Below are 22,156 nucleotides of genomic sequence, written 5' to 3'. Positions count from 1 at the left end.
GCCCAATTAGCATAATCCAAAATAAGCTAAACGAGGTCTTTGCCTTTGTTACGCACGAAGCACCAGTGCCTTCAAGGCTAGAGATTTACACAAACGATGAATTTTCGCAAATGAGCGATAATATCAACAAAAATATCGACAAGGTCACACAGGGTGTCAAGCTTGACAACACGATGATTTCAGAGCTAAACAATGTCGCAAATTTGATGATAAAAGGAAATTTGGGAGCTAAAATTTCATCAGACCCAAACAACCCAGCGCTTGTTCAGTTAAAAGAGCTTTTAAATACCTTTTTTAACTCAATCTCAAAGAATTTAACAGATGTCGTAGATGTGCTAAACTCATACACCAAAAACGATTTTACCGCGACAATCGAGCTACCAAATGGCATTGAGGGTGAGTTAAAGGATATGATTTTGGGCGTTAAAAATATGGGAAGTGAAGTTTCAAAAATGCTTAATACCAACCTAAATCAAGCTGAAATTTTAGAAAACAGGGCTCAAATTTTAGCCCAAAGTATGAAAGAGCTAACCGACGGCGCAAACTCTCAAGCTAGTTCACTTCAAGAAAGTGCAGCCGCAGTTGAGCAGATGTCAAGCTCAATGAGCGCGGTTAGTCAAAAAACTCAGGATGTAATCCGCCAAAGTGATGAGATAAAAAATATCATCACAATTATCCGTGATATCGCTGATCAGACAAATTTACTTGCCCTAAATGCTGCCATTGAAGCGGCTCGTGCTGGGGAGCACGGACGTGGCTTTGCAGTCGTTGCTGACGAGGTTAGAAAACTAGCCGAACGCACTCAAAAAAGCCTAGGCGAGATAGAGGCAAATACAAACGTCCTAGCTCAGTCAATCAACGAAATGAGCGAGAGCATAAAAGAACAAGCTGACGGTATAAGTATGATAAATCAGTCGGTGGCTCAAATTGATAACCTAACTCGTGCAAACGTTGGCGTAGCAAACCGTACAAACGAAGTAACTGCCGAAGTTGATAATATGGCTAAAACAATCGCGGAAGATGTAAGAAAGAAAAAATTCTAAACACAAAGCCCCCGCCTAAAGCGGGGCAATGCTACTAATCTATAAATTCCGCTTTAAATTTCTCTTCATCAAATGTCTTACCCAAAAAATCGCAAATGCCTACAAGATCACAACGTGCATTTTCAAAACAACTCGTCGCACCAGGACTTGGTGTCATATTAAAAATAATGCCATCATCTGTCTTAATCTTACCCTCGCCGAGCTCTAGTTTACAAGTGTTATGATTTATCACCTGTGGTCTTACACCACCAAATCCGTGTGCATAGTAGATATCGCTCTCTTTTAAGCTTGGGATTATCTTTTTTGCGTCTTTTGCAAATTCTTTTTTATTAAGCAAAGGTATCTCAAACAAGAAATTTCTAAGCATATAATTTCTAATATCATCTTGAGATAGCAGATCTTTTAAAATTTTAAACATGCTAGTATCTAGTCTAAGTGTGCTAAAAAAGTCAAAAAAGCTAGAAAGCCCACGATATCGCTCTAGCTTTGGTATCACAAGTGCCGTTGGTCCAAAGCGAGTACAACCGTCCATCAAAATATCAGGATCGCCGTGAAGTGCGGCAAATGGTAGCTTGTCATTTTGAACCATATAGACCTTGCCGTTTAAAAGACGCTTTTTCGTAAAATAAAAGCTACCAGCCACTGGCAGAGTGCTAAGCTCTAAGCCATAGCCCATTTTATGTGCCAAATAAAGCGAGTGCGCCCCAGCGTCGACGACAACGTAACTTGCACTTATGGACTGATTATCGCTGGTTTTTAGATAAAACGTATCGCCTATCTTTTTAATCTCCTGAACATTGCAGTTTAAGTAAAGCTCAAAACCATCTCCGCCAAGATCTTTTGCGTTTTTCACAAGAGAGTCAGACATCGCGCCAAAGTCCATTGTGGTATATTGACCCTTTGTCGTGCCAATGGCGATAATATCCTCTTTTCGTTCATTTCCACGCTCATCAAAAACCACATTTGGCTCTATCTGTTTTAACTCATCTTTGCCGTAAAGCTCAAGATACGGATAAGTTTGTTTAAAAATTTCATACCTATCTTTTAACTTACAAACCTCATCTTCACCAACGCCCAATGTCATCTTTTGATGAGAAAACATAAATTTTTCATTGTAGCCGTATTTTAAAGCGTATTTGACAGGCATATTTGCTATTTTGCTGACTTTTTGTGCTTTTTGGAGCGTGTAGTTTGTCTCTATGTCGCCAAAATGAATGGTCTGCGAGTTGCCTTTTCCGTTTGAATTTAATGTAGCAACGCCCTCGTATTTTTCCAAAATCGCCACTTTTTTAATATCGCTAAAAGCTGCCAACTCATAAAAAAGTGCCGTCCCAGTAATACCAGCACCAACTATAACTACATCAAAATGTTTTTGTTGCATCTACTCCCCCAAACAAAATTTTGTTATTTTATATAATCACTAGCCTCATACGCCTTGCCACTATCATAGTCGTTTAAAAGTTTTAGCACGATAGGGCTTAAAATCAAAATAGCAATCAAATTTGGCAATACCATAAGTCCATTAAACATATCTGCTAACTCCCAAACGAGTTTTACTTTTAAAAGACTTCCCAAAAACACAAACGCAACAACTAAAATTTGAAAATACTTTATGCCCTTTTTACCAAAAAGATAACGAACATTTATCTCACCAAAATAATACCAGCCAACAATAGTCGTAAATGCAAAGAAAAATAGACACACAGCAATAAAAGAGTAGCCAAAAGTGTGACCCAAAAGGTGCGATGAAAACGCCTCTTGAACAAGCGTAATACCCTCAAAAACAGGCTTACCGACCGCACTAAACTCGATCACACCAGAAGTCAGGATAACAAAAACCGTGATATTTAAAACCACAAAAGTATCTATAAAAACACTCATTACACCCAAAACCGCCTGCTCAACTGGGTGTTTTGTCTTTGCAGCGGCGTGTGCATGTGGAGTCGAGCCCATACCTGCCTCATTTGAAAATAGCCCCCTAGCTATGCCGTATCTCATCGCAGCAGCGATTGTAGCACCTGTCGCACCACCCCAAGCGGCTGAGTGGTTAAATGCTGCTTTGAATATCAAAGCAACAACGCCTGGTATCTCTTTAAAATTTACAGCAATTATCACAAGCCCGACTAAAACATAGCAGATAGCCATTATAGGCACGACTTTTTCAGCAACTCTTGTTATGCGTTTTACGCCACCTATAAATACAATCGTGCAAATTAACGCCAAAACTGCTCCGCTAAACCATTTTGGCACGTTAAATGCACCCTCAAAGCCACCTGTTATTGAGTTTGCCTGAACCATATTTCCCATAAAACCGAGAGCTAAAATAATAGCAACAGCAAAAAAAGTGGCTAAAATTTTGCCAAATTTCCCACCAAGACCTTTTGAGATATAAAACGCAGGACCACCTATAACGTGTCCGCTGTCATCTTTTGTTTTATAAATTTGAGCTAAACATATTTCGGCAAAATTGGTCGCCATACCAAAAAATGCAGCAATCCACATCCAAAAAATAGCACCTGGCCCACCCATAATAATAGCAGTCGAAGCACCAACTAAGTTGCCCGTACCAACCTGTGCCGCAACCGATGTCGCAACCGCCTGAAATGAGCTCATACCATCTTTTCCAGCTGCCTCGCCGTGAAGTGAAAAGCTACCAAAAAGCCTATGAGATGCGATTTTAAATTTAAAAATTTGAACAAATCTAAGCCGTATCGTAAAGTAAATACCTGTGCCACAAAGTAAAGCGATAAGAAAGTATGGTCCCCAAAGAAAGCCATTAATGGTATTGACGATATCGGTTAAAAAATCCATTTTTGATCCTAAATTTGTAAGATAGATGAGCGATTATACTTTGAGAAGTTTTAAGAAAATATAAAAATATACTTATTTTATAAATTTAAGCCATTTTACTAATACTTTTAGTAACTTAATTTAACATAAAAATTTTAATCAAAGGAGAAAAACCCTCCAAAAAAGGAGGGCTAGATCTTATAAAAATCCGTAGAATTTAGCAAATACATAACCAACAGCACAAGATGAGAATACACCGATTAAGCCCGGTATAATAAAGCTGTGATTAATAACATATTTTCCTATTTGTGTAGTTCCTGAGCGGTCAAACTGGATAGCAGCAAGGTCGCTTGGATAAGTTGGCAGGATAAAATATCCATAACAAGCGGTAGCAAAAGCTATAATAACGCCTGGATTAACACCTATAGCAACAGCTAGTGGTACAAATGTAGCAGCTGCAGCAGCTTGAGAGTTAAGGAATTTTGAGATTAGCATACCAATAATAATATACATCCACGGATATGCTTTCATAGCTTCGCCAAGTGAGCCTTTAAGCATTTCAATGTGTGAGTGGAACATCGTATCAGCCATCCAAGAGATACCATAAATCGCAACAAGTGCAACCATACCGCTGTGGAAAATTTCATTTTGAGCGATTTTAGCTGATTTGATACCTGTGTAAATCATCATAACTGAAGCAGCTAGAAGCATAAAAATTTGGATAGTATGAACCATACCAAGAGTTTGTTTGCCTGACTGCTTGTTTGTGATATTTATGTAAGCATTTTGATACTCGCTCTTTTCGCCTTTTGCGTTTATATACACAACAGCACCATTTTCAGCGCGGACAATGCTCTCTTTTTCGCCATTTTTATTTGTTATCTCAACAGCTTGAGCCTTTTGGTTTGCACCCATTTTGCTCTTTGCAACACTTAGCTGAGCAGCTTGAGTTGAGATAGAACCCTCTTTAACAGAAATCGCTTTTAAAACCTTTTTCTCAGTTGGTAAATCAACCATTATCTGAACAACAGCTGCGTCTTTTGATACGTTCCAGCTTGGGCGAAGCTCTTTGTAGTAGCCCAAAACCGCAACAACAGCGATAGCAGCTAAGAATATCCACATTGAGTTCCACTGCTTAGCAGGAAGTTTTATACCGATAAATGATTTTACATCATCAGAGCCGTAAATATATTTTTTCTGCTCAGGATCTTTAAGTTTAGCTTGAAATTCTTCATCTTTATCTAAGTCTTTACCCCTAAAAATAGAGTAAATTCCAATGAAAATCATACCTAAAAATGTAGAAGGGATAGTAACTTTTAATAGGTCAAGATAGCTTGAAAAACCAGCTATAGCCGTTCCAGTTCCAAGCAAAACAGCAACCATAGAAACACCAGCAACAGAAACTGGACTAGCAATGATAGCTAACTGTGATGATATCGTAGTTGCAGCCAAAGGACGCTCTGGGCGTATACCGCTCTTAATAGATACGTCATAGATAATAGGAAGCAAGGTATAAACCGTGTGTCCTGTTCCACACAAAATTGTTAGCAACCAACCGCAAAATGGAGCTAAAATACATACAAATTTTGGATTTTTTCTTAGCACTTTTTCAGCTATCTGAAGCATAACATCAAGACCGCCAGTAGCCTGAAGAGTCGCACTAGCAACAACAACAGCCAAAATAGTTAAAATAACATCAACCGCTGGTTTTCCAGGTGCCATACCAAAACCAAACACTAGGATTATAAGACCTATACCGCCTAATATACCAAGTGCCATACCGCCTTTTTTTGCTCCGTAGAACAAACAACCAAGCACAACTATTAGCTGAAGCGTAAATTGCGTGCTTTCACTCAAAGATGTTAAAAATTCCATCTTTTCCCCTTTAAATTAAATGAAGTGCTGAAATTATAAATTCTTTAAAATTAAAAAATAATTAAAAATATTTAAATAATTCATTTAAATTTATACAAAATTTACGCTATTTGCAGTTATCTCTTAAGTTTTACAAAACACGAAAAACTCATACTTGAAAGATTAAAATCGTAAATTTAATGGAGAAAATATTAAATAATTCATTTAAATTTATGTTTAAGATATATATTTTTTAGATATAATCTGCAAACATTTCTCTAAAGGGGCAAAAATGAACGTTTCTATAAAATACGGCAAAGACGATAGTTTTAATATAAACATCGACGATAAAAATTTAGTTGGAATTTACGAGCCAAACGAGGTTAAAAAGCAAGATGAGCATAAGCTTATCAAGGACGCTCTTGCAAATCCTATAAATCAAGCAAATTTTGATGATTTTATCAACACAAACGATAAAATAGTAATAATCGTAAATGACGGCACACGCCCCACCCCAACTTCAAAAGTTTTAGCCCAAATTTATCCAAAACTACGCGATAAAGATAAAATTTTCATCATCGCAAATGGTTGTCACAGAGATCCAACAGTAGATGAATACTATATGATATTTTCAAAAGAGATTTACGAAGAGGTCAGCAAAAAGGGCGAAGTCCATAGCCATAACGCAAAAACAGATGAGATGAGCTATCTTGGCGAGAGTAAAAACGGCACACAGATGTATCTAAATAAAATAGTAGCACAAGCCAAAAAGGTAATCGTCATAGGCTCAGTTGAACCACACTACTTTGCAGGCTACACAGGTGGTAGAAAGGCATTTTTGCCTGGTACAGCAAGATATGATACGATCGAGCAAAATCACAAACTAGCCCTAAGCCAAGACGCACAAGCCCTAAGACTTGATGGCAACCCAGTTCACGAAGATATGATTGACGCGATGAAAGTTTTAGCAGGAATCGATGTCTTTGCCATTATGACGGTGTTAGATAGCGATCACGGGGTTTATTATGTAAGCTGTGGCGATCTAAATGATAGCTTTTATGATTGTATTAAAAAGGCTGACGAAGTATTTTGTGTTGACATAGCACAAAAGGGCGATATCGTAATAAGTGTAGCTCCATACCCAATGGACGTTGATTTATATCAAGCACAAAAAGCCTTAGATAACGGCAAACTAGCACTTAAAAAAGATGGCGTTTTAATAATGGTCGCAAAGTGCCGAACTGGCATAGGTCCAGATACATTTTATAAGCTTATGAGCTCAGCAGACACACCACAAAAGGTAATTGATAAAATAGCCGATGGATTTCATCTAGGATATCACAAAGCAGCAAAGATGGCTGAAATTTCACTTTGGGCAAAGACTTGGGCTGTAAGTGATCTAACTGATGAACAGATGAAAGCTGTGCATTTAAAGCCATATCACGACCTACAAACTGCAATCAATGACGCATTAAAAGATCGCGGAGATGACGCAAAGATAGTTATACTACCAGCTGGTTCTATAACAGTTCCAAAAGTAAAATAATGATAATTTACTATGACGCAAGTGCAGGAATAAGTGGCGATATGAATATCGCTGCCCTGCTTGAACTTGGTGTAAATTTTGATGAGTTAAAAGATGAGCTTTTAAAGCTTAATCTTGCAGATGAGTATGAGTTAGAGCTAACAAAGGTCGTTAAAAACGGCATAAGTGCGAGTAAATTTGATGTCAAACTAAAAACACACACTCACGAGCGAAGCTTTAAGCAGATAAAAGAGCTTATTCAAAGCTCAAATTTAAGCCAAAATGTAAAAGATAGAGCCATTAGCATATTTACAACAATAGCCGTTGCCGAAGCAAAAATTCACAACAAACAAATTGATGATATACACTTTCACGAGATAGGTGCTACTGATAGTATTATAGATATCGTTGGAGCTTGTATATGTTATGAAATTTTAGGCATTGATGAGTTTGTAAGCTCATCTATTGAGCTTGGTGGTGGCATAGTAAAGTGCGAACACGGAGAGCTTAGTGTGCCTGTCCCTGCTGTGTGCGAGATTTTATCTGGCAAAAATGTAAGCATAAATAGGGCAAATTACGAGATGACTACGCCAACAGGTGCTGGTATTTTAGCCACTCTTTGTAAAGACTCTGTACAAAGGCAAAATTTTAATATTAAAAAGATAGGTTATGGAGCAGGAAGTAAAGATAACGAAAATTTCGCAAATGTCTTAAAGATAATGCTTTGTGAAAAATCCACGCAAAATACAACAAACGTGATGATAGAAACAAATATTGATGATATGAGTGCCGAAAGTCTAGCATTTGCCTGTGAAGTGCTATTAAAAGCTGGTGCAAATGATGTTTTTTGCACACCAATCATAATGAAAAAGGGCAGAGCTGGTGTCAAACTAAGTGTATTAGCAAAGCCAAACGACGCACAAAAGCTTAAAGAGCTTATCTTTACTCACACTAGTGCAATCGGACTAAGGGAGTATGAGGTTAGCAAATGCGAACTGCCTCGCAAGGTTAAGAGCGTAAATACAAAATTTGGCGAAGTTAGGGTTAAAATTTCAGATTTTAACGGCAAACAAAAGGCAAAAGCCGAATTTGAAGATTGTAAAACATTAGCCATAAAACACAACGTAAGCATTGATGAAGTAGCAAAAGAGGCACTAAGTGAGAAAAATTGAGCAGTTAAAAGAGCAGTTAATAGGCTATAAAAACCTAGCAGTTGCATTTTCAGGCGGAGTAGATAGCTCATTTTTACTAAACGTTGCAAACGAAGTTTTAGGCAAAAATGTATCTGCATTTACGATAGATAGCCCATATATGGCAAGGTATGAGATAGATGAGGCAAAGGAGTTTTGCAAAGAAAAAGGCATAAATCACATCATCATAAACGCACAAATTTCAGAGCAGATCGCGACAAATCCACTAATGAGATGCTACTTTTGCAAAAGCAACGTGTTTAAAATGTTAATAGCAAAGGGGCGTGAGCTTGGCTTTGAAAATTTTGCAGATGGGACAAATAAAGATGACTTGGGTGAGTTTAGACCAGGACTTAAAGCACTAAGTGAGCTTGGCGTCATAAGTCCGCTTACCATTTTTACAAAAGATGAGATTAGAAAATTTTCAAAAGAGCTTGGTCTAAAAACACACGATAAGCCAAGTTATGCCTGTTTGCTAACTCGTTTGCCACAAGATTATAAATTTAGCTTAGATGATATAAAAATAGTTGAACTAGCAGAAACAACGATGATGAGCTACGGATATAAAAATGTCCGTGCTAGATATGACACAAAATGCATAAAAATAGAGCTAAATCAAAAAGATATGTCTAAATTTTTAGCAGATGAAAATTTCAAAGAGATCATAAAGACATTAAACAGCCTTGGCAAACACGATATTGTGCTTGATTTAAAGGGTTTAAGACAAGAAGTTTTAAAATGAATGAAAGAGAAATTTTAGATATTTATAGTGCTATAAAATGTGGCAAACTTGATGAGAACGGGCTTATAAACGCCCTTAAAAACTACCCATTTGATGATATTGGTTGTGCTAAGATAGATCGCCAAAGAGAGCTTAGAAACGGCGTTTCAGAGGTCATTTATGGTGCTGGTAAAACTGCAAATGAGATTAAAAAAATCGTAGAGCATATCACAAGCTACGATAAAAACATGCTAATAACTAGAACAAATGAAGAAGTTTTTAACCTACTTAAGCCAAATTTTAACGATATAAGCTTTAATGAGCGAGGCAAAACGATAAGCATACGAGTAAAGCCAATAAGCCTAACCGATAGTTTTATAGCCATCGTATCGGCTGGGACATCTGATATGGCAGTTGTTGAAGAGGCTTATGAAAGTGCTTTAATGCTAGGAAATAGCGTAAAAAAAATAACAGATGTTGGGGTAGCTGGAATACATAGGCTATTTTTAAAGCTAGATGAGATAAGAGATGCCAGGGTTGTAATCGCAGTTGCTGGTATGGAGGGTGCACTTCCTAGCGTTATAGCTGGACTTGTAGATAAGCCAGTAATAGCCGTGCCAACTAGTGTCGGCTATGGGACTAGCTTTGGTGGAATTTCTGCACTCTTATCTATGCTTAATAGCTGTGCAAACGGTATAACGGTCGTAAATATCGACAACGGATATGGTGCTGCATATAACGCAAGTATTATAAATCATCTTTAATTACTAACGCTCAACTAACGCGTTAGTAACGCACGTTATTAACCTTTAAAAAATCACGCAAATCATCGTATTCACTTTTTTCAAAGTATCGCCATTTACCCTCTTTTAGCATACCTAAATCAACCCTGCCAAAGCTAACACGCTTTAAGTCCATAACTTCAAGGTCAAAGTAGCCAAAAAACCTTCTAAGTTCGCGGTTTTTACCCTCGTTTATCATCACTCTAAGCTTTGTATAACCACCACTGCTACCAAAAATTTCAAACGAAACAAACGGGGCAAATTCCATTGATGTTATTTTGCTTTTTGCGTGAGCACCCTTTGTTGCGTCACTGGCAAAAAAGCCCTCTCTCATCGCTATTTTTACCTCTTCGTTTATCTCGCCCTTTATTTTTAGGTAGTATTCACGCTCAATGTTGCTATTCATCAAAGCAGTCGCAATCGCTGGTGCGTCCGTAAGCAAAAGCAGTCCTTCACTCGCATAATCAAGCCGTCCAATGCTTACAAATTTAGAAAATCCGCGTGGCAAATTATCATAAATAGTCTTTCGACCCCTATCATCTTTTTTAGTTACTAGCTCACCCTTTTGTTTGTGATAAACTATCATCGTAAAATCTTTTTTTAGCTTTACAAGCTTACCATTTATCTTTACCTTATCATCATCACTAACACTAACAAACTCACCAACAACTCTGTTATTAACGCTAACCTTGCCTTGTTTTACTAGCTCATCAGCCTCACGGCGTGAGTAGTTTGTGTTATGAGAGATGAATTTATTTAGACGCATTTTTTGCATTATTTTAACCCCAAACTTGTTAGATCGTGTATGTGAAGTAGTCCTAAAATTTTGCCATTTTTAGCTACTATTAGAAGTTGAATTTTGTATTGCTCTATAACACTAAGTGCGTCAATGGCTAACATATTCTCATCATCAATTGTTTTTGGATTTTTAGTTGCGTAGTTTATGGCTTTGTCGTTTATGTCAAAATTTTCGCTCATTAAAGCACGTCTTAAATCGCCGTCACTTAAAACAGCTACTAACAAACCGCTTTTATCTGTTAGTAAAACGTTACCTATTTTGCCGTGTGTCATTGTATCTATCGCAGTTTTTAAACTAACATCATCACTAACAACTGGCAAATTTTGTGTTAGCATTACATCCTTTACTTTAACAAAAAGTCGCCTACCAAGTGCTCCACCCGGATGAAAATTTGCAAAATCCTCTTTCTTAAAATCACGCTTTTTCATAAGACAAACAGCCAAAGCGTCGCCTAATGCTAACGTTAGCGTGGTTGAACTTGTCGGAGCGGCGTTTAGCGGACAAGCTTCTTTGTCAATGTCAAGCTTTAAAAGAACATCACTAAATTTTGCTAACGTGCTACTAACATTTTTACTCATACCAATAACACTAACACCAAAACGCTTTATGTGAGGCAAGATTTTTGTTAGCTCATCACTCTCTCCGCTAAAACTAATGGCTAAAACTATGTCGTTTTTTTCTATCATACCAAGGTCGCCGTGCATAGCCTCTGTTGGGTGCAGAAAAAAGCTAGGTGTGCCAGTGCTAGCTAACGTAGCTGCGATTTTAGCACCGATATGACCGCTTTTGCCAACGCCAGTTACCACGACTTTGCCCTTTGAGTTTAGTATCAAACCCACCGCTTTTTCAATCTCGTTACCTAAAATTTCGGCATTTCTTAAAAGCTCATTTGCTTCAAGTCTTAGCACGTCTTTTGCGATATTTACAAGCTCACTCATCTTAATGCCTTACATTATATATATTATCGGCACAATTGTCGGATATTTTTTGACTTTTCTAAAAATGTGCTTTCTAAGGACTTGGCGGATCTGGCTTTCAAGCATTCGGTTGTCTTTTAAAAGCTCCTCTTTTACGTTGCTTAAAAACTGCACCAAAATTTCTTGCATCTCTTTGCTAAACTCAGCATCTTGCTTATTTGCAACAAGCCCGTAGCTAATAACGCGAGGTTTGCCAATTAGCGTTTGGTTATGACTTGAAATTTGAGCTATTATCATTACCACACCAGCCTCGGCTAAATTTTGGCGGTCAATGACGACATCATCGGCGATTTGCTTATTTATTTGATTGTCAATAAACACTTTGCCTGTCTTAACGGTCTTAACACGCTTCATATATTTTTGGCACACCTCAACCTGATCGCCGTCACTCATAAGATAAACATTTCTCTCATCTACACCGCAGCTTATCGCCGTTTCTTTGTGCTTTGCGATATGGTTATACTCGCCGTGCACTGGCAAGAAGTATTTTGGCTTAATAAGCCTAATCATCAGCTTTTGCTCCTCTTGTGCGGCGTGCCCTGAGACGTGAATTTCGCTAAAATCCTGATACGCTACGTTTGCACCTGATTTTATTAAGAAATTTAGCACCCTTGAAACACTGGCTTCATTGCCCGGTATTGCTTTTGAGCTGATTATTACTTGATCGGTTGGTTTGATTTTTATATATTTATGCTCGTCAGTTGCCATTCGGTAGAGTGCTGACATCGTTTCGCCCTGTGAGCCGGTTGTCACGATTAGCACTTCGTTGTCTTTAAATTTGCTAACTTCATTTGCGTCAATGAAAATTTTGCGGTCAAGTTTAATGTAGCCTAACTCCATTGCCGTAAATAAATTTCGCTCCATACTACGTCCGATGACACAAACCTTTCGGTTGTATTTTAGCCCCCACTCAATGGCTTGATAAACCCTGTGGATATTTGAGCTAAACGTGCTCATTATCACGCGTCCATTTGCCTTTGAAAAGATTGCGTCAAAGGTCTTGCCTACGCTACTTTCGCTCTTTGTAAAGCCCTCTTTATAGCTGTTGGTGCTATCGCTTAGTAGGCATAAAACACCCCTTTCGCCGTAATATGCTAGGCGTCCTAAATCGGTTGGATACCCGTCAATTGGCGTGTGATCTATCTTAAAATCGCCCGTGTGAATGATAGTGCCAGCCTTTGTCGTAATCGCTAACGCCGAAGCGTCAATGACAGAGTGCGTGATATGTATCCACTCTATCTCAAAGTCACCTATTAGGTAAGGCTTTCGCTTCTCAACCGAGCGAAAGAGTGAGCGTTCGCTTTTTAGTCCGTGCTCTTCAAATTTATTATTTATCATACCAAGCGGCAAAGGCGTGGCGTAGATTGGGAATTTAAACTCCTTAAAAAAGTAAGGCACGGCACCTATGTGATCTTCGTGTGCGTGAGTAATGATAATGCCACAAACCTTGTCTTTTATCTTTCTAACGTAGTCAAAATCAGGTATTAAAATATCCACGCCGTGCATACCCTCGCTAGGAAAACTCATACCAATATCAACGATAATTGCACTCGTTTCGGTTTCAAATATCGTCATATTACCGCCGATCTCGCCAAGCCCGCCAAGTGGAGTTATGCGAATTTTGTGTTCGCTTGAATTTAGATATTTAAGCGGTTCTAAGACTAGCTCGTGAGTTGCATTATTTTTTTGCATTGCGTTTGCGATATCTTGTTGCCACGGCTCATTGCCATTTAGTTTAGCAGGCAAATTTTTCTTTGGTTTTTTGTTTCTCTTTTTTGGTGTTTTTTGCTCACTATCACTAACGCCGTTAGTTATATTAGCGTTAGTGTTGGTCTCTTGTTTGTTAGTGTTTTTTTTATTTGGATTTGGCTTATTTTTTGCCTTTTTTTGTGGCATTTCATCATCAAATGGAGTTGCAAAAAAGTTATCAACCACATCTTGTGTTTGGCTAACGTTAGTGTTTGTTAGCCCATCTTTGTTAGTTTTATTTTTGGGACGAAAACGGCGTCTTTTGTTTGGTTTGCCGTTAGCTTTGTTCTCGTTGTTTTCGTTCATTTTTTGCCTTTATTAAGTTATAAATTTCTAAATATAAGGCGACATTTAACTCGTGAGGACGTAAATTTAAAGCTAAATTTAGCTCGTTAAAGATGAGATTAATTAAGCTTTTATCAAATTTAGAGCTTAAATTTTTAAACAAAGTCTTTCGTGGTGCCATAAACGCAACACGTAAAAATTCCTTGAAATTTTCATAATCATTAAAATTACTAAAAATTTCAAATAAATCTCTATCTTTTTGTATCTTTAAGACTGATGAAACCACCTTTGGGGCTGGGCTAAAACACTCAGGCGACACATCAAAAAGTAGTTCGCTTTTAGCATTTAGGTTCGCTAAAATTCCAAGTGCGTTCAAATCGCCATTTTTACAGGCAAATTTCATAGCAACCTCTTTTTGCACCATTACAATAATGCAAACACAAAGCGAATCAGCAAGTGCGTCAATTATCATTTTTGTCGCGACATAATATGGTAGATTTGCCACCAAAATATATGGTGTTTTGCACAAACTACCCTGCTCTTGCCTTGCTAAAACAGCATCTTTATTTATCAGTCTAAATCGTCCCTCATCTAGCTCGTTTTTAAATTTTATCTCTAAATTTGCTATTAAATCACTATCAATTTCGTAACTTATTAGATTAAATTTTGCATTTAAAAGCCAGAGAGTCAAATCACCTAAGCCAGGCCCAATCTCAACGACATTACCGCCAAAATCCGGCGTAGTCTGCTTGGGAATCGCTTTGATGATCTTATCTAAAACACTGCTATCTTTTAAGAAATTTTGTCCAAAATGCTTCTTTGCTCTTACCAAAAATATCCTAAACTGATTAAATTTCGCCGATTGTATCTAAAGTTTGCTTAATTTTAAGAAAAATAGGGCATTAAGCTTTATTTAGTTAAAATCAGTAAAAATTAAAGGCTTAAAATGACTTTTGCAAAACGCATAATCCCTTGCCTAGACGTAAAAGATGGACGAGTGGTAAAGGGTGTAAATTTCGTAGGGCTTGTTGATGCTGGCGATCCAGTAGAGGTCGCAAAACGCTACAACGCCGAGGGTGCTGACGAACTTTGTTTTTTAGACATCACGGCTTCACATTTAGGCAATCAAACTATCGTTGATGTCGTTAAAAAAGTTGCTCGTGAGCTTTTTATACCACTAACGGTTGGTGGTGGGATTAGAGAGATTGACGATATTTCAAGGCTTTTAAACGTGGGTTGTGATAAAGTAAGCCTAAATTCGGCTGCAATAAACAATCCAAATCTCATAGATGAATCGGCTAAAAAATTTGGCTCACAATGCGTAGTTGTCGCCATAGACGCAAAAAAAACAGCCAACGGATATAACGTTTTTATAAACGGCGGTCGGATTGACACTGGACTTGACGCATTTAGTTGGGCAAAAGAGGTGGCAAATCGTGGTGCTGGGGAGATTTTGCTAACCTCAATGGACAAAGACGGCACAAAAGACGGCTTTGAGCTGACGCTAACTGGCACGATGAGCCGTGAGCTAAGCATCCCAGTCATCGCAAGTGGCGGAGCCGGGCAAATGGTGCATTTTAAGGACGCATTTTTAGCGGGTGCGGACGCAGCTTTGGCTGCTAGTATTTTTCACTTTAAGCAGATTGAAATTTTAGCCCTTAAAACGTATCTGTCACAAAACGGCGTGAAAGTGAGAGTGTGATTAATCGAAAATTTACTCGCTCCTTTAAAACGCTCTTTTTAAAATCATAAAATATCAATAATATCATTTTGAATAAAAAATTTAATGATAAAAAATCATGGCCTAAAAACGTTCAAACCATCAAAAAATCAGTTGAGTAATTTTTATAGCAACCTATAAATTTTCATTATCAAAGACTTAAAATCATAAATTTTATATACTTTCACAAGCTATTTTATAAGCTATTTGTCGTTTTCGTCCGATTTTTCCTAGCTCACACGCTTTTTTGAAGTATTCTTTTTGGATATTTGTATCGCCATAAATTCCACTTAGAGTCGCAAAGGCAAAACACGATAAAATCTGCCCAAATCACACACCTTTTTGCTGTAATCACAACCTTTTTTCTTCTATTTCTACATTTAAGCCATTTACAAACTCCAACAAGCATCGGCAACCTTGCCGTCACAGGCTTTATTAAACAGCTCTACTGCCTTTTTGTAATCCTGTTTCACGCCATTACCAAACGCATAAGCATTGCCAAGTTCGTAGCAATCTGACATATTTTGTTATCACAACTACTTTGTAACTCTGAAATTTTAGCCTCATTTGCAAAGGCAAAAACACTTAAAAACAAAATAAATTTTTTCATCTTAATCCCTTTTATAAACTTTTGCTAAAAACATTTTTGAGAGTTTTTCTGTCTTATCATCGTCGGTTCGGACGATCTCTTTTAGGCTGACACTCTTATCTGTATTTACAAAAAAACTAAATTTATATGTTCGTGAGGCTATCTGTTTTGGCATCTCGCCCATCCAAAATACGTTTGATTCTCTCTGGAGCACTTAGGTTAAAATGCCAAAGAAAATACACAGTTGCCTAAAAATCAGCCTTCTTTTACGTTATATTTGCTTAAAAGTTTATTTTAATGCCATTTTCATCGCACTCGGTCTTTGTAATGTTATAAAATTTATTAGCCACACTTAGCACATTTTCAAGGCTAAAATCCATTTTACAACTCTTATTTAGAGTTTTAAGGCGTATGAGATAGATTTTTGCTTCTCGTTATCGGCTATCTTGACCGCTTTGTTGTATAAGGTGTGGTTTTAAAAATATCCATATTTAATTTGCTATAGACTATATAAAATACGATTATTTTTCAAAAATTATCCTAAAATTTATCGCTTTTTTGATATGATTACTAAAATTTTATAAAGGCTGCAAATGATAGTTTGTGCTGGTAAGAGCGAGAGTTTTGACTTTGCTACACCAATAGGTGTTGGGCTTGTTGAGAGTGCGATAAATTTAACTGAAATTTTATGTAAAAAGATGCCAAATCGCATTATATTTATTGGTTCGGCTGGGCTTTACAAAGAGGGGAATTTGTTTGAAATTTTTGAGAGCCAAAATGCTGCAAACATTGAAATTTCGCTACTTGACGCAAAGTCATACGTACCTGTTCCACAAGAAATTTTCAACGATGTTTCACACGAAACATTCATAAACTCATCAAATTTTATCACAAAAGATGAAGCTTCAGCACATAAGCTTTTTAATCTCGGGGCGTATGCTGAAAATATGGAATTTTTCTCGGTTTTATCGGTCGCAAAAAAGTTTCAAATACCTGCTCGTGGCATATTTATCGCTACAAATTTTTGTAACGAAAACGCACACAAGGACTTCATCACAAATCACACTCTTGCAAAAGATATTTTGTGCGAATATCTAGAACACAAGGGGATTATTTGAGAAATTTACTAGATTTGACGCTTTGTGAGCTTGAAAACGAACTAAATCCAAAATTTAGAGCCAAGCAAATTTACGAGTGGATTTACAAAAAATACGCAAACAGTTTTGACGATATGACAAACTTACCAAAGGATATGCGTGAAAAATTAAGCCAAAATTTTCACTTTGAGCCGTTAAAATGCGTCCGTTCTGAAACGAGTAGCGACAAGAGCATAAAATATCTTTTTGAGGCAACTGACGGCTCACGTATTGAAAGCGTACTTTTACCAATGAAAGAGGAGCTAACGCACGAGGACGGCGGTATCAAACGCCACGCCAGATACACGATCTGTGTTAGCTCACAAGTAGGCTGTCGTATGGGCTGTTCGTTTTGTCTAACGGCAAAGGGCGGACTAACTAGAAATCTCACGCCCGGCGAAATCGTAGGGCAAATTTTATGGATAAAAAAAGCGAACAATATCCCATACGAACGCCGTATAAACATCGTATATATGGGTATGGGTGAACCGCTTGATAACCTCGAAAATGTCGCAAAAGCGGTGCAAATTTTAAAAGAAAACGACGGACTTGCGATCGCTCCACGTCGCCAAACCATATCAACCAGCGGTCTAGCAAGTCAGATAAAAAAACTCGGTGAAAAAAATTTAGGCGTTTTACTTGCCATATCACTTCACGCTACAACTGATGAGCTTAGAACGAAGCTAATGCCAATAAATAAGGCATACAACATAGAAGCCGTAATGCAAGCGGTGCGTGAATTTCCAGTTGATATGCGTAAGCGTGTGCTGTTTGAATATCTCGTGATAAAGGGGCTAAATGACAGCATAAAGGACGCAAAAACGCTCGTAAAGCTACTTCACGGCATAAAGGCAAAGGTAAATCTCATCTACTTTAACCCACACGAAGGTAGCGAGTATACTAGACCAGACACAAAAACAATGGTGGAATTTCAAGACTATATGTCGGCTCACGGTGTAAGTTGCACAATACGTCAGAGCAAAGGACTTGATATTTCAGCAGCTTGCGGTCAGCTAAAAGAGCGAAGCAAGGAGGACGGATATGAGCGGACTTGACATAGCGCAACTTATTTTTATAGTTATCGTCGTAGTGGGCGGACTTGGAATGATACTAAAAGTTTTAAGGGATGAGAAAAATGTTTAATTTTGCGACGTTACAAAAGCGGACTAAAACTAATCCGCTTATATCAAGCCACGCCTCCGAGCTTCTTTGATATAATGGCTATTGTTTGGCGATTTTTTCAGAAGCTCTCTGATTTTTTCGTCGCTTAACTCTTGCAATTTATATTCCATAGTTTCAAGGGCACTATTTAGAACTTCTTTACCAACTTTTTTTACATTTTCCCAAAAGCCCATTCTTCCTCCTCTTTTGTTTCATCATCTTCCTCATCTTGATACAGGTCATCAATATTTATGCCCTCAGCATTCATTAACTCCCACTCATTATCATAAGTGCCATCTTCTAGCATTTTTCTATATTTTTCTACCATTTCAGCCATTACTTCTCCTTATTTTTGTTGTTTTTTTACGTTTCTCATCACCCTCTTTTTGACTAGGAGTTCTATCATTTCCCTTATTTGTCCTATGGTCGTGTCCGCCATCATTTTTTTGACCGCCCGTACTTATGATACCTTTTTTGTTAATATCAATAATAATTTCTCCTTTATAAAAATAAATAAGTATGCCATAAAATCGTATAAATTTTTAAGGCATAAAATGACAAATTTAACTCAAAGAGATATGGCTGGAATTTTAAAAATAGACACAAAGACGATTTACAATTGGCGTAAAAATAAGCCAGAACTTTATAGGATTGTAATGCTAGGATTTAAATTTGACGAGCTATTAAAACAAAGTAGAGAAAATTTAACAGAACTTGAAAATATCGCAAAAGAAAATGAAAATTTCAGACTAAAATAGCCGAATTTAATCGGCTATTTTTTACCCCAAAAATTCCTTCTTAAAGTATTCTTGTCCGGCTTTGCACAAAGGACAGGCGTTTGGTGCTTTTTTACCACGATGGACGTGTCCGCAAACCTCGCAAACCCAAATCTCCTCATCATCACTACTAAAAAATCCCTCATCTTGCAGTATTCGTTTTAGCTCCAAATACTCACGCTCGTGTTCAACCTCAACCTTACCAATAGCGTTAAATAGCCTCTCAATATCCCTTAATCCCTCCTCTTTTGCAATAGCTGCAAACTCAGGATACATTATCTCATGCTCGTATCTTTCGCCCTGTGCTGCTGCGATTAGATTTGCGTCCATTTTGTCAATCGGATCGTTTATCAGCTCGTGATAGCGTTTAAACTCTGCTCTTGCGTGCCACTTCTCATTCTCAGCCGCCTCGTAAAAGTGCCTTGCGATAGCGTGATAACCAGCCTCTTTTGCTATATCTGCGTAAAGTTCGTATTTATTTCTAGCTTGACTTTCTCCTGCAAACGCTTTCATTAAATTTATAGCCGTTAAATTTTCAGTCACGCAAACCATAGGCTCCGAGCAGCAACTTAACGTCCCGCCACCGACATTTTGCACCTCAACTTCATTGCCACATTTTTGACATTTATACGTTTCGTATTTTCTCATTTTTACTCCTTAATTGATAAAATGAAATTATACAAATTTATTATAAAACTCATCTTTAAAGTCCATTTTGCTCTTAAATTCATATTTTTGTCCGTCAAATTCAAACGAAATTTCATCAGCGTGAAGCAAAAGTCTATCCGCACCCGTTAGATTTATCCGCTCAATTTGGCTTAGTTTGCCATCTAAAATATCGCTAATTTGCGTTTTATTTAGCCCATAAAGCGGTTCGCCTAAAATTTTATGTCCCACGTGAAACAAATGCAGTCTAATTTGGTGCTGTCTGCCAGTTATCGGGTAGCAACGAAGCAGTGTAATGTTAGAAAAACGCTCTAAAACCTTAAATTTCGTTACTGCCTTTTTGCCATTTTCGCAAATTTTCATACGAGTTTTTATATCATCATAATCATCGGCCAAATCCATAGCCAAATCAACGCAAAATTCATCTAAATAAACTCTATTAAAAACCACGGCTAGATAGCTTTTTTTAACTTTTCGGCTTTCAAAAATTTGTTTTAATTTAACCTGTGAAATTCTATTTTTAGCCACCACGATAAGTCCGCTAGTCTCTCTATCAAGTCTGTGAGCCACACTTGCTTCTCGTCCAAAAAGCGACCAAATTTCATCATTTAGGCTATACTTACAATGTCTGCCATTTGGGTGACTTAGCACACCGCTTGGCTTATCAAAGACCGCAAAGTCGCTAAACTCATAAATCGGCTTTAACCCAAGCGGACGGCACTCGTAATCAATAAGGCTTACGACGCCCTTTAAAATAGCATTTTTCTCGCTCACCAAAACGCCGTTACAATGAAGCCTTGCCCTATCAATCAAACGCTGAGCCGTTTTCGTATCGTATCCGTTTTTTAGCAAAATTTCATAGGCTTTTTCGCCGTTTGCAGTTGCAATTTTTTTATTTACGTAGGGCAAATTTTTCCTTTTAAGCTAAATTTTATAGGAATTTAACCAGCCTATAAGAGCCATTTTTATATAATCCATAATTCTAAAATTATACTAAAATTTTGTAAAAGGCAGATTATGGTAGAGCGATATTCACGTAAGATTATGAGTGAAAAATGGACGCAACAGGCAAAATACGATGCGTGGCTAAAAGTGGAGCTAGCGGCGGTTAGAGCGTGGAATAAGCTTGGTTTTATTAGCAATGAGGACTGCAAAAAAATCTGTCAAAACGCAAAATTTGACGTAGCTAGGATTGATGAGATTGAGCTTACAACAAAGCACGATGTCATCGCATTTTTAACAAGTGTAAGCGAAAGCCTTGGCGATGAGAGCAGGTTTGTGCATTTTGGTATGACTAGCTCAGATTGCATTGACACAGCTGTCGCACTTCAAATTCGTGATAGTTTAGAGCTAATTGAGGCTGATATCGCTGAGCTTCTTGAAGCGATAAAATCACGTGCGATTGAACACAAAAACACACTAATGGTCGGACGCTCACACGGAATTCACGGAGAGCCGATAACCTTTGGATTAGTTTTAGCCATTTGGTATGATGAGATCGTTCGTGCCTTAGAGCTTTTAAAACACGCAAAAAAGGTCATCTCAGTTGGTAAAATTTCAGGCGCGATGGGTAATTTTGCACACGCACCACTTGATCTTGAAGAGCTAACTTGTGCCGAGCTAAATTTGTCCCCAGCCCCAGCGTCAAATCAAGTAATCCAGCGCGACCGCTACGCACAGGTGATGAGTGCGATTGCGATTTTGGCTTCAAGCTGTGAAAAGATCGCTGTTGCCATTCGCCACTACCAACGCACCGAAGTTTATGAGTGCGAGGAGTATTTTAGCCCCGGTCAAAAAGGCTCATCAGCGATGCCGCACAAGCGAAATCCGGTGCTAAGCGAAAACGTAACTGGACTTTGTAGAATGCTTAGAAGCTACGCACTACCAGCAATGGAGAACGTAGCGCTTTGGCACGAAAGAGACATCAGCCACAGCTCGGTTGAGCGTTTTATCCTGCCTGATGCGTTTATCACGGCTGATTTTATGCTCGCTCGCCTTACAAATTTGGTTAAAAATTTAGTCGTTTATCCAGAAAATATGATGAAAAATTTAAACCTAACCGGCGGTTTAGTATTTTCTCAACGTGTGCTTTTAGAGCTTCCAAAACGTGAAATTTCACGCGAAAATGCCTATAAAATCGTGCAAAGAAATGCGATGAAAGTTTGGGCTGATTTGGGGCAAAATAAGCCGGTTTTAAACGAAAATGGCGAAAGTCTATTTTTACAAAATTTACTAGCCGACGCTGAGCTTAGAGAAAGTCTTAGCCAGAGCGAGATTAGAGCGTGTTTTGACTACTCATACTACACAAAAAACGTGGATAGAATTTTTAAAAGGGTGTTTGAAAAGTAAAATTTCTAGCTATCAAAAAAACGATAGCTAGATAATATCTTTTG

General features: G+C 37.8%; 23 protein-coding genes and 1 pseudogene. 10 read left to right on the top strand and 14 right to left on the bottom strand.

The window, feature by feature from the left end; all coding sequences use genetic code 11:
- Positions 1 to 614: 614 nt before the first annotated feature.
- Positions 615 to 1,043: pseudogene (locus CMCT_RS09655) on the top strand (methyl-accepting chemotaxis protein); the annotation flags it as partial.
- A 34-nt stretch (positions 1,044 to 1,077) separates the two neighbouring features.
- Here the strand turns inward: CMCT_RS09655 and CMCT_RS00205 are convergent.
- The 3 genes from CMCT_RS00205 to CMCT_RS00195 form a co-directional block, all read right to left on the bottom strand.
- Positions 1,078 to 2,424 carry an FAD-dependent oxidoreductase gene (locus CMCT_RS00205; protein WP_176324954.1) on the bottom strand — a complete coding sequence of 449 codons (1,347 nt, stop codon included), beginning with the start codon at positions 2,422 to 2,424 and terminating at the stop codon, positions 1,078 to 1,080.
- Between the two features lie 23 nt (positions 2,425 to 2,447).
- The gene (locus CMCT_RS00200) at positions 2,448 to 3,854 is read right to left on the bottom strand and encodes an alanine/glycine:cation symporter family protein (RefSeq protein ID WP_034970134.1); all 1,407 of its coding nucleotides are present in this window, start codon (positions 3,852 to 3,854) and stop codon (positions 2,448 to 2,450) included.
- A gap of 177 nt (positions 3,855 to 4,031) precedes the next feature.
- Complete coding sequence (locus CMCT_RS00195) at positions 4,032 to 5,708, bottom strand: anaerobic C4-dicarboxylate transporter (protein WP_034970136.1); 1,677 nt, start codon at positions 5,706 to 5,708, stop codon at positions 4,032 to 4,034.
- A gap of 271 nt (positions 5,709 to 5,979) precedes the next feature.
- Between CMCT_RS00195 and CMCT_RS00190 the strand changes: the two genes are divergently transcribed.
- Genes CMCT_RS00190 through larB form a run of 4 tightly spaced genes read left to right on the top strand, consistent with a single transcriptional unit; the run spans position 5,980 to position 9,887 of the window.
- Positions 5,980 to 7,233 (top strand): lactate racemase domain-containing protein, encoded by a 1,254-nt coding sequence (locus tag CMCT_RS00190; protein WP_034970138.1) that lies wholly within the window; start codon positions 5,980 to 5,982, stop codon positions 7,231 to 7,233.
- A complete protein-coding gene (gene larC, locus CMCT_RS00185) occupies positions 7,233 to 8,384 on the top strand; it encodes a nickel pincer cofactor biosynthesis protein LarC (RefSeq protein WP_034970141.1) in 1,152 nt (383 codons plus the stop codon). The genes CMCT_RS00190 and larC overlap by 1 nt, the downstream gene beginning before the upstream one ends.
- Positions 8,371 to 9,144, top strand: coding sequence for an ATP-dependent sacrificial sulfur transferase LarE (gene larE / locus CMCT_RS00180; RefSeq protein WP_034970144.1), 774 nt, complete (start codon positions 8,371 to 8,373; stop codon positions 9,142 to 9,144). The genes larC and larE overlap by 14 nt, the downstream gene beginning before the upstream one ends.
- Positions 9,141 to 9,887: a nickel pincer cofactor biosynthesis protein LarB gene (gene larB / locus CMCT_RS00175; RefSeq protein ID WP_034970146.1), complete on the top strand. Its 747-nt coding sequence runs from the start codon at positions 9,141 to 9,143 to the stop codon at positions 9,885 to 9,887. The genes larE and larB overlap by 4 nt, the downstream gene beginning before the upstream one ends.
- A gap of 22 nt (positions 9,888 to 9,909) precedes the next feature.
- Here the strand turns inward: larB and CMCT_RS00170 are convergent, their stop codons facing one another.
- The 4 genes from CMCT_RS00170 to rsmA are packed head-to-tail and all read right to left on the bottom strand — an operon-like array spanning position 9,910 to position 14,547.
- Positions 9,910 to 10,671 (bottom strand): pseudouridine synthase, encoded by a 762-nt coding sequence (locus tag CMCT_RS00170; RefSeq protein WP_244948666.1) that lies wholly within the window; start codon positions 10,669 to 10,671, stop codon positions 9,910 to 9,912.
- An 8-nt stretch (positions 10,672 to 10,679) separates the two neighbouring features.
- Positions 10,680 to 11,642: a KpsF/GutQ family sugar-phosphate isomerase gene (locus tag CMCT_RS00165; protein ID WP_034970150.1), complete on the bottom strand. Its 963-nt coding sequence runs from the start codon at positions 11,640 to 11,642 to the stop codon at positions 10,680 to 10,682.
- Positions 11,643 to 11,651: 9 nt separating this feature from the next.
- Entirely contained in the window at positions 11,652 to 13,736 is a 2,085-nt protein-coding gene (locus CMCT_RS00160; RefSeq protein WP_176324953.1) for a ribonuclease J, read from the bottom strand.
- Complete coding sequence (gene rsmA / locus CMCT_RS00155) at positions 13,708 to 14,547, bottom strand: 16S rRNA (adenine(1518)-N(6)/adenine(1519)-N(6))-dimethyltransferase RsmA (RefSeq protein WP_034970153.1); 840 nt, start codon at positions 14,545 to 14,547, stop codon at positions 13,708 to 13,710. The genes CMCT_RS00160 and rsmA overlap by 29 nt, the downstream gene beginning before the upstream one ends.
- Before the next feature lie 114 nt (positions 14,548 to 14,661).
- Between rsmA and hisF the strand changes: the two genes are divergently transcribed.
- Positions 14,662 to 15,417: an imidazole glycerol phosphate synthase subunit HisF gene (gene hisF / locus CMCT_RS00150; RefSeq protein WP_034970155.1), complete on the top strand. Its 756-nt coding sequence runs from the start codon at positions 14,662 to 14,664 to the stop codon at positions 15,415 to 15,417.
- A gap of 407 nt (positions 15,418 to 15,824) precedes the next feature.
- Here the strand turns inward: hisF and CMCT_RS00145 are convergent, their stop codons facing one another.
- The 3 genes from CMCT_RS00145 to CMCT_RS00140 are packed head-to-tail and all read right to left on the bottom strand — an operon-like array spanning position 15,825 to position 16,208.
- Positions 15,825 to 15,956 (bottom strand): SEL1-like repeat protein, encoded by a 132-nt coding sequence (locus CMCT_RS00145; RefSeq protein WP_176324952.1) that lies wholly within the window; start codon positions 15,954 to 15,956, stop codon positions 15,825 to 15,827.
- Complete coding sequence (locus CMCT_RS09235; RefSeq protein ID WP_171993202.1) at positions 15,905 to 16,045, bottom strand: hypothetical protein; 141 nt, start codon at positions 16,043 to 16,045, stop codon at positions 15,905 to 15,907. The genes CMCT_RS00145 and CMCT_RS09235 overlap by 52 nt, the downstream gene beginning before the upstream one ends.
- A 1-nt stretch (position 16,046) precedes the next feature.
- A complete protein-coding gene (locus CMCT_RS00140; RefSeq protein WP_217903842.1) occupies positions 16,047 to 16,208 on the bottom strand; it encodes a hypothetical protein in 162 nt (53 codons plus the stop codon).
- Positions 16,209 to 16,617: 409 nt separating this feature from the next.
- Between CMCT_RS00140 and CMCT_RS00135 the strand changes: the two genes are divergently transcribed.
- Both CMCT_RS00135 and rlmN read left to right on the top strand, forming a co-directional pair.
- Positions 16,618 to 17,142 (top strand): nucleoside phosphorylase-I family protein, encoded by a 525-nt coding sequence (locus CMCT_RS00135; protein ID WP_034970157.1) that lies wholly within the window; start codon positions 16,618 to 16,620, stop codon positions 17,140 to 17,142.
- Positions 17,139 to 18,215: a dual-specificity RNA methyltransferase RlmN gene (gene rlmN, locus CMCT_RS00130; RefSeq protein ID WP_034970159.1), complete on the top strand. Its 1,077-nt coding sequence runs from the start codon at positions 17,139 to 17,141 to the stop codon at positions 18,213 to 18,215. The genes CMCT_RS00135 and rlmN overlap by 4 nt, the downstream gene beginning before the upstream one ends.
- Positions 18,216 to 18,341: 126 nt before the next feature.
- On the opposite strand, the gene CMCT_RS00125 is transcribed toward rlmN, so the two are convergent.
- Together CMCT_RS00125 and CMCT_RS00120 are read right to left on the bottom strand one after the other, a co-directional pair.
- Positions 18,342 to 18,515, bottom strand: a complete 174-nt coding sequence (locus tag CMCT_RS00125) for a hypothetical protein (protein WP_176324950.1) — start codon at positions 18,513 to 18,515, stop codon at positions 18,342 to 18,344.
- Positions 18,494 to 18,658, bottom strand: a complete 165-nt coding sequence (locus tag CMCT_RS00120) for a hypothetical protein (protein ID WP_176324949.1) — start codon at positions 18,656 to 18,658, stop codon at positions 18,494 to 18,496. Before CMCT_RS00120 ends, CMCT_RS00125 begins: the two co-directional genes overlap by 22 nt.
- Before the next feature lie 217 nt (positions 18,659 to 18,875).
- On the opposite strand from CMCT_RS00120, the gene CMCT_RS00115 reads away from it, so the two are divergent.
- Positions 18,876 to 19,079: a hypothetical protein gene (locus CMCT_RS00115; RefSeq protein ID WP_034970162.1), complete on the top strand. Its 204-nt coding sequence runs from the start codon at positions 18,876 to 18,878 to the stop codon at positions 19,077 to 19,079.
- 21 nt (positions 19,080 to 19,100) lie between these two features.
- On the opposite strand, the gene CMCT_RS00110 is transcribed toward CMCT_RS00115, so the two are convergent.
- Entirely contained in the window at positions 19,101 to 19,745 is a 645-nt protein-coding gene (locus CMCT_RS00110) for a ferritin family protein (RefSeq protein ID WP_034970165.1), read from the bottom strand.
- A gap of 27 nt (positions 19,746 to 19,772) precedes the next feature.
- A complete protein-coding gene (locus CMCT_RS00105; RefSeq protein ID WP_176324948.1) occupies positions 19,773 to 20,672 on the bottom strand; it encodes an RluA family pseudouridine synthase in 900 nt (299 codons plus the stop codon).
- Positions 20,673 to 20,780: 108 nt separating this feature from the next.
- On the opposite strand from CMCT_RS00105, the gene purB reads away from it, so the two are divergent.
- Positions 20,781 to 22,112, top strand: a complete 1,332-nt coding sequence (purB, locus tag CMCT_RS00100; protein ID WP_034970167.1) for an adenylosuccinate lyase — start codon at positions 20,781 to 20,783, stop codon at positions 22,110 to 22,112.
- The last annotated feature ends 44 nt before the right edge of the window (positions 22,113 to 22,156 follow it).

Origin of the sequence: Campylobacter mucosalis (assembly GCF_013372205.1) — a bacterium.
In the GTDB taxonomy this organism is placed as follows: domain Bacteria; phylum Campylobacterota; class Campylobacteria; order Campylobacterales; family Campylobacteraceae; genus Campylobacter_A; species Campylobacter_A mucosalis.
This window is presented reverse-complemented; position numbering and strand designations above follow the sequence as displayed.

Excerpts from the sequence above, each read along its gene's own strand:
- CMCT_RS00205 (WP_176324954.1), bottom strand. The coding sequence starts at position 2,424 with ATGCAACAAAAACATTTTGATGTAGTTATAGTTGGTGCTGGTATTACT.
- CMCT_RS00200 (WP_034970134.1), bottom strand. The coding sequence starts at position 3,854 with ATGGATTTTTTAACCGATATCGTCAATACCATTAATGGCTTTCTTTGG.
- CMCT_RS00195 (WP_034970136.1), bottom strand. The coding sequence starts at position 5,708 with ATGGAATTTTTAACATCTTTGAGTGAAAGCACGCAATTTACGCTTCAG.
- CMCT_RS00190 (WP_034970138.1), top strand. The coding sequence starts at position 5,980 with ATGAACGTTTCTATAAAATACGGCAAAGACGATAGTTTTAATATAAAC.
- larC (WP_034970141.1), top strand. The coding sequence starts at position 7,233 with ATGATAATTTACTATGACGCAAGTGCAGGAATAAGTGGCGATATGAAT.
- larB (WP_034970146.1), top strand. The coding sequence starts at position 9,141 with ATGAATGAAAGAGAAATTTTAGATATTTATAGTGCTATAAAATGTGGC.
- CMCT_RS00170 (WP_244948666.1), bottom strand. The coding sequence starts at position 10,671 with ATGCGTCTAAATAAATTCATCTCTCATAACACAAACTACTCACGCCGT.
- CMCT_RS00165 (WP_034970150.1), bottom strand. The coding sequence starts at position 11,642 with ATGAGTGAGCTTGTAAATATCGCAAAAGACGTGCTAAGACTTGAAGCA.
- CMCT_RS00160 (WP_176324953.1), bottom strand. The coding sequence starts at position 13,736 with ATGAACGAAAACAACGAGAACAAAGCTAACGGCAAACCAAACAAAAGA.
- hisF (WP_034970155.1), top strand. The coding sequence starts at position 14,662 with ATGACTTTTGCAAAACGCATAATCCCTTGCCTAGACGTAAAAGATGGA.
- CMCT_RS00145 (WP_176324952.1), bottom strand. The coding sequence starts at position 15,956 with ATGTCAGATTGCTACGAACTTGGCAATGCTTATGCGTTTGGTAATGGC.
- CMCT_RS09235 (WP_171993202.1), bottom strand. The coding sequence starts at position 16,045 with ATGAAAAAATTTATTTTGTTTTTAAGTGTTTTTGCCTTTGCAAATGAG.
- CMCT_RS00140 (WP_217903842.1), bottom strand. The coding sequence starts at position 16,208 with ATGGGCGAGATGCCAAAACAGATAGCCTCACGAACATATAAATTTAGT.
- CMCT_RS00135 (WP_034970157.1), top strand. The coding sequence starts at position 16,618 with ATGATAGTTTGTGCTGGTAAGAGCGAGAGTTTTGACTTTGCTACACCA.
- CMCT_RS00125 (WP_176324950.1), bottom strand. The coding sequence starts at position 18,515 with ATGGGCTTTTGGGAAAATGTAAAAAAAGTTGGTAAAGAAGTTCTAAAT.
- CMCT_RS00120 (WP_176324949.1), bottom strand. The coding sequence starts at position 18,658 with ATGGCTGAAATGGTAGAAAAATATAGAAAAATGCTAGAAGATGGCACT.
- CMCT_RS00115 (WP_034970162.1), top strand. The coding sequence starts at position 18,876 with ATGACAAATTTAACTCAAAGAGATATGGCTGGAATTTTAAAAATAGAC.
- CMCT_RS00110 (WP_034970165.1), bottom strand. The coding sequence starts at position 19,745 with ATGAGAAAATACGAAACGTATAAATGTCAAAAATGTGGCAATGAAGTT.
- purB (WP_034970167.1), top strand. The coding sequence starts at position 20,781 with ATGGTAGAGCGATATTCACGTAAGATTATGAGTGAAAAATGGACGCAA.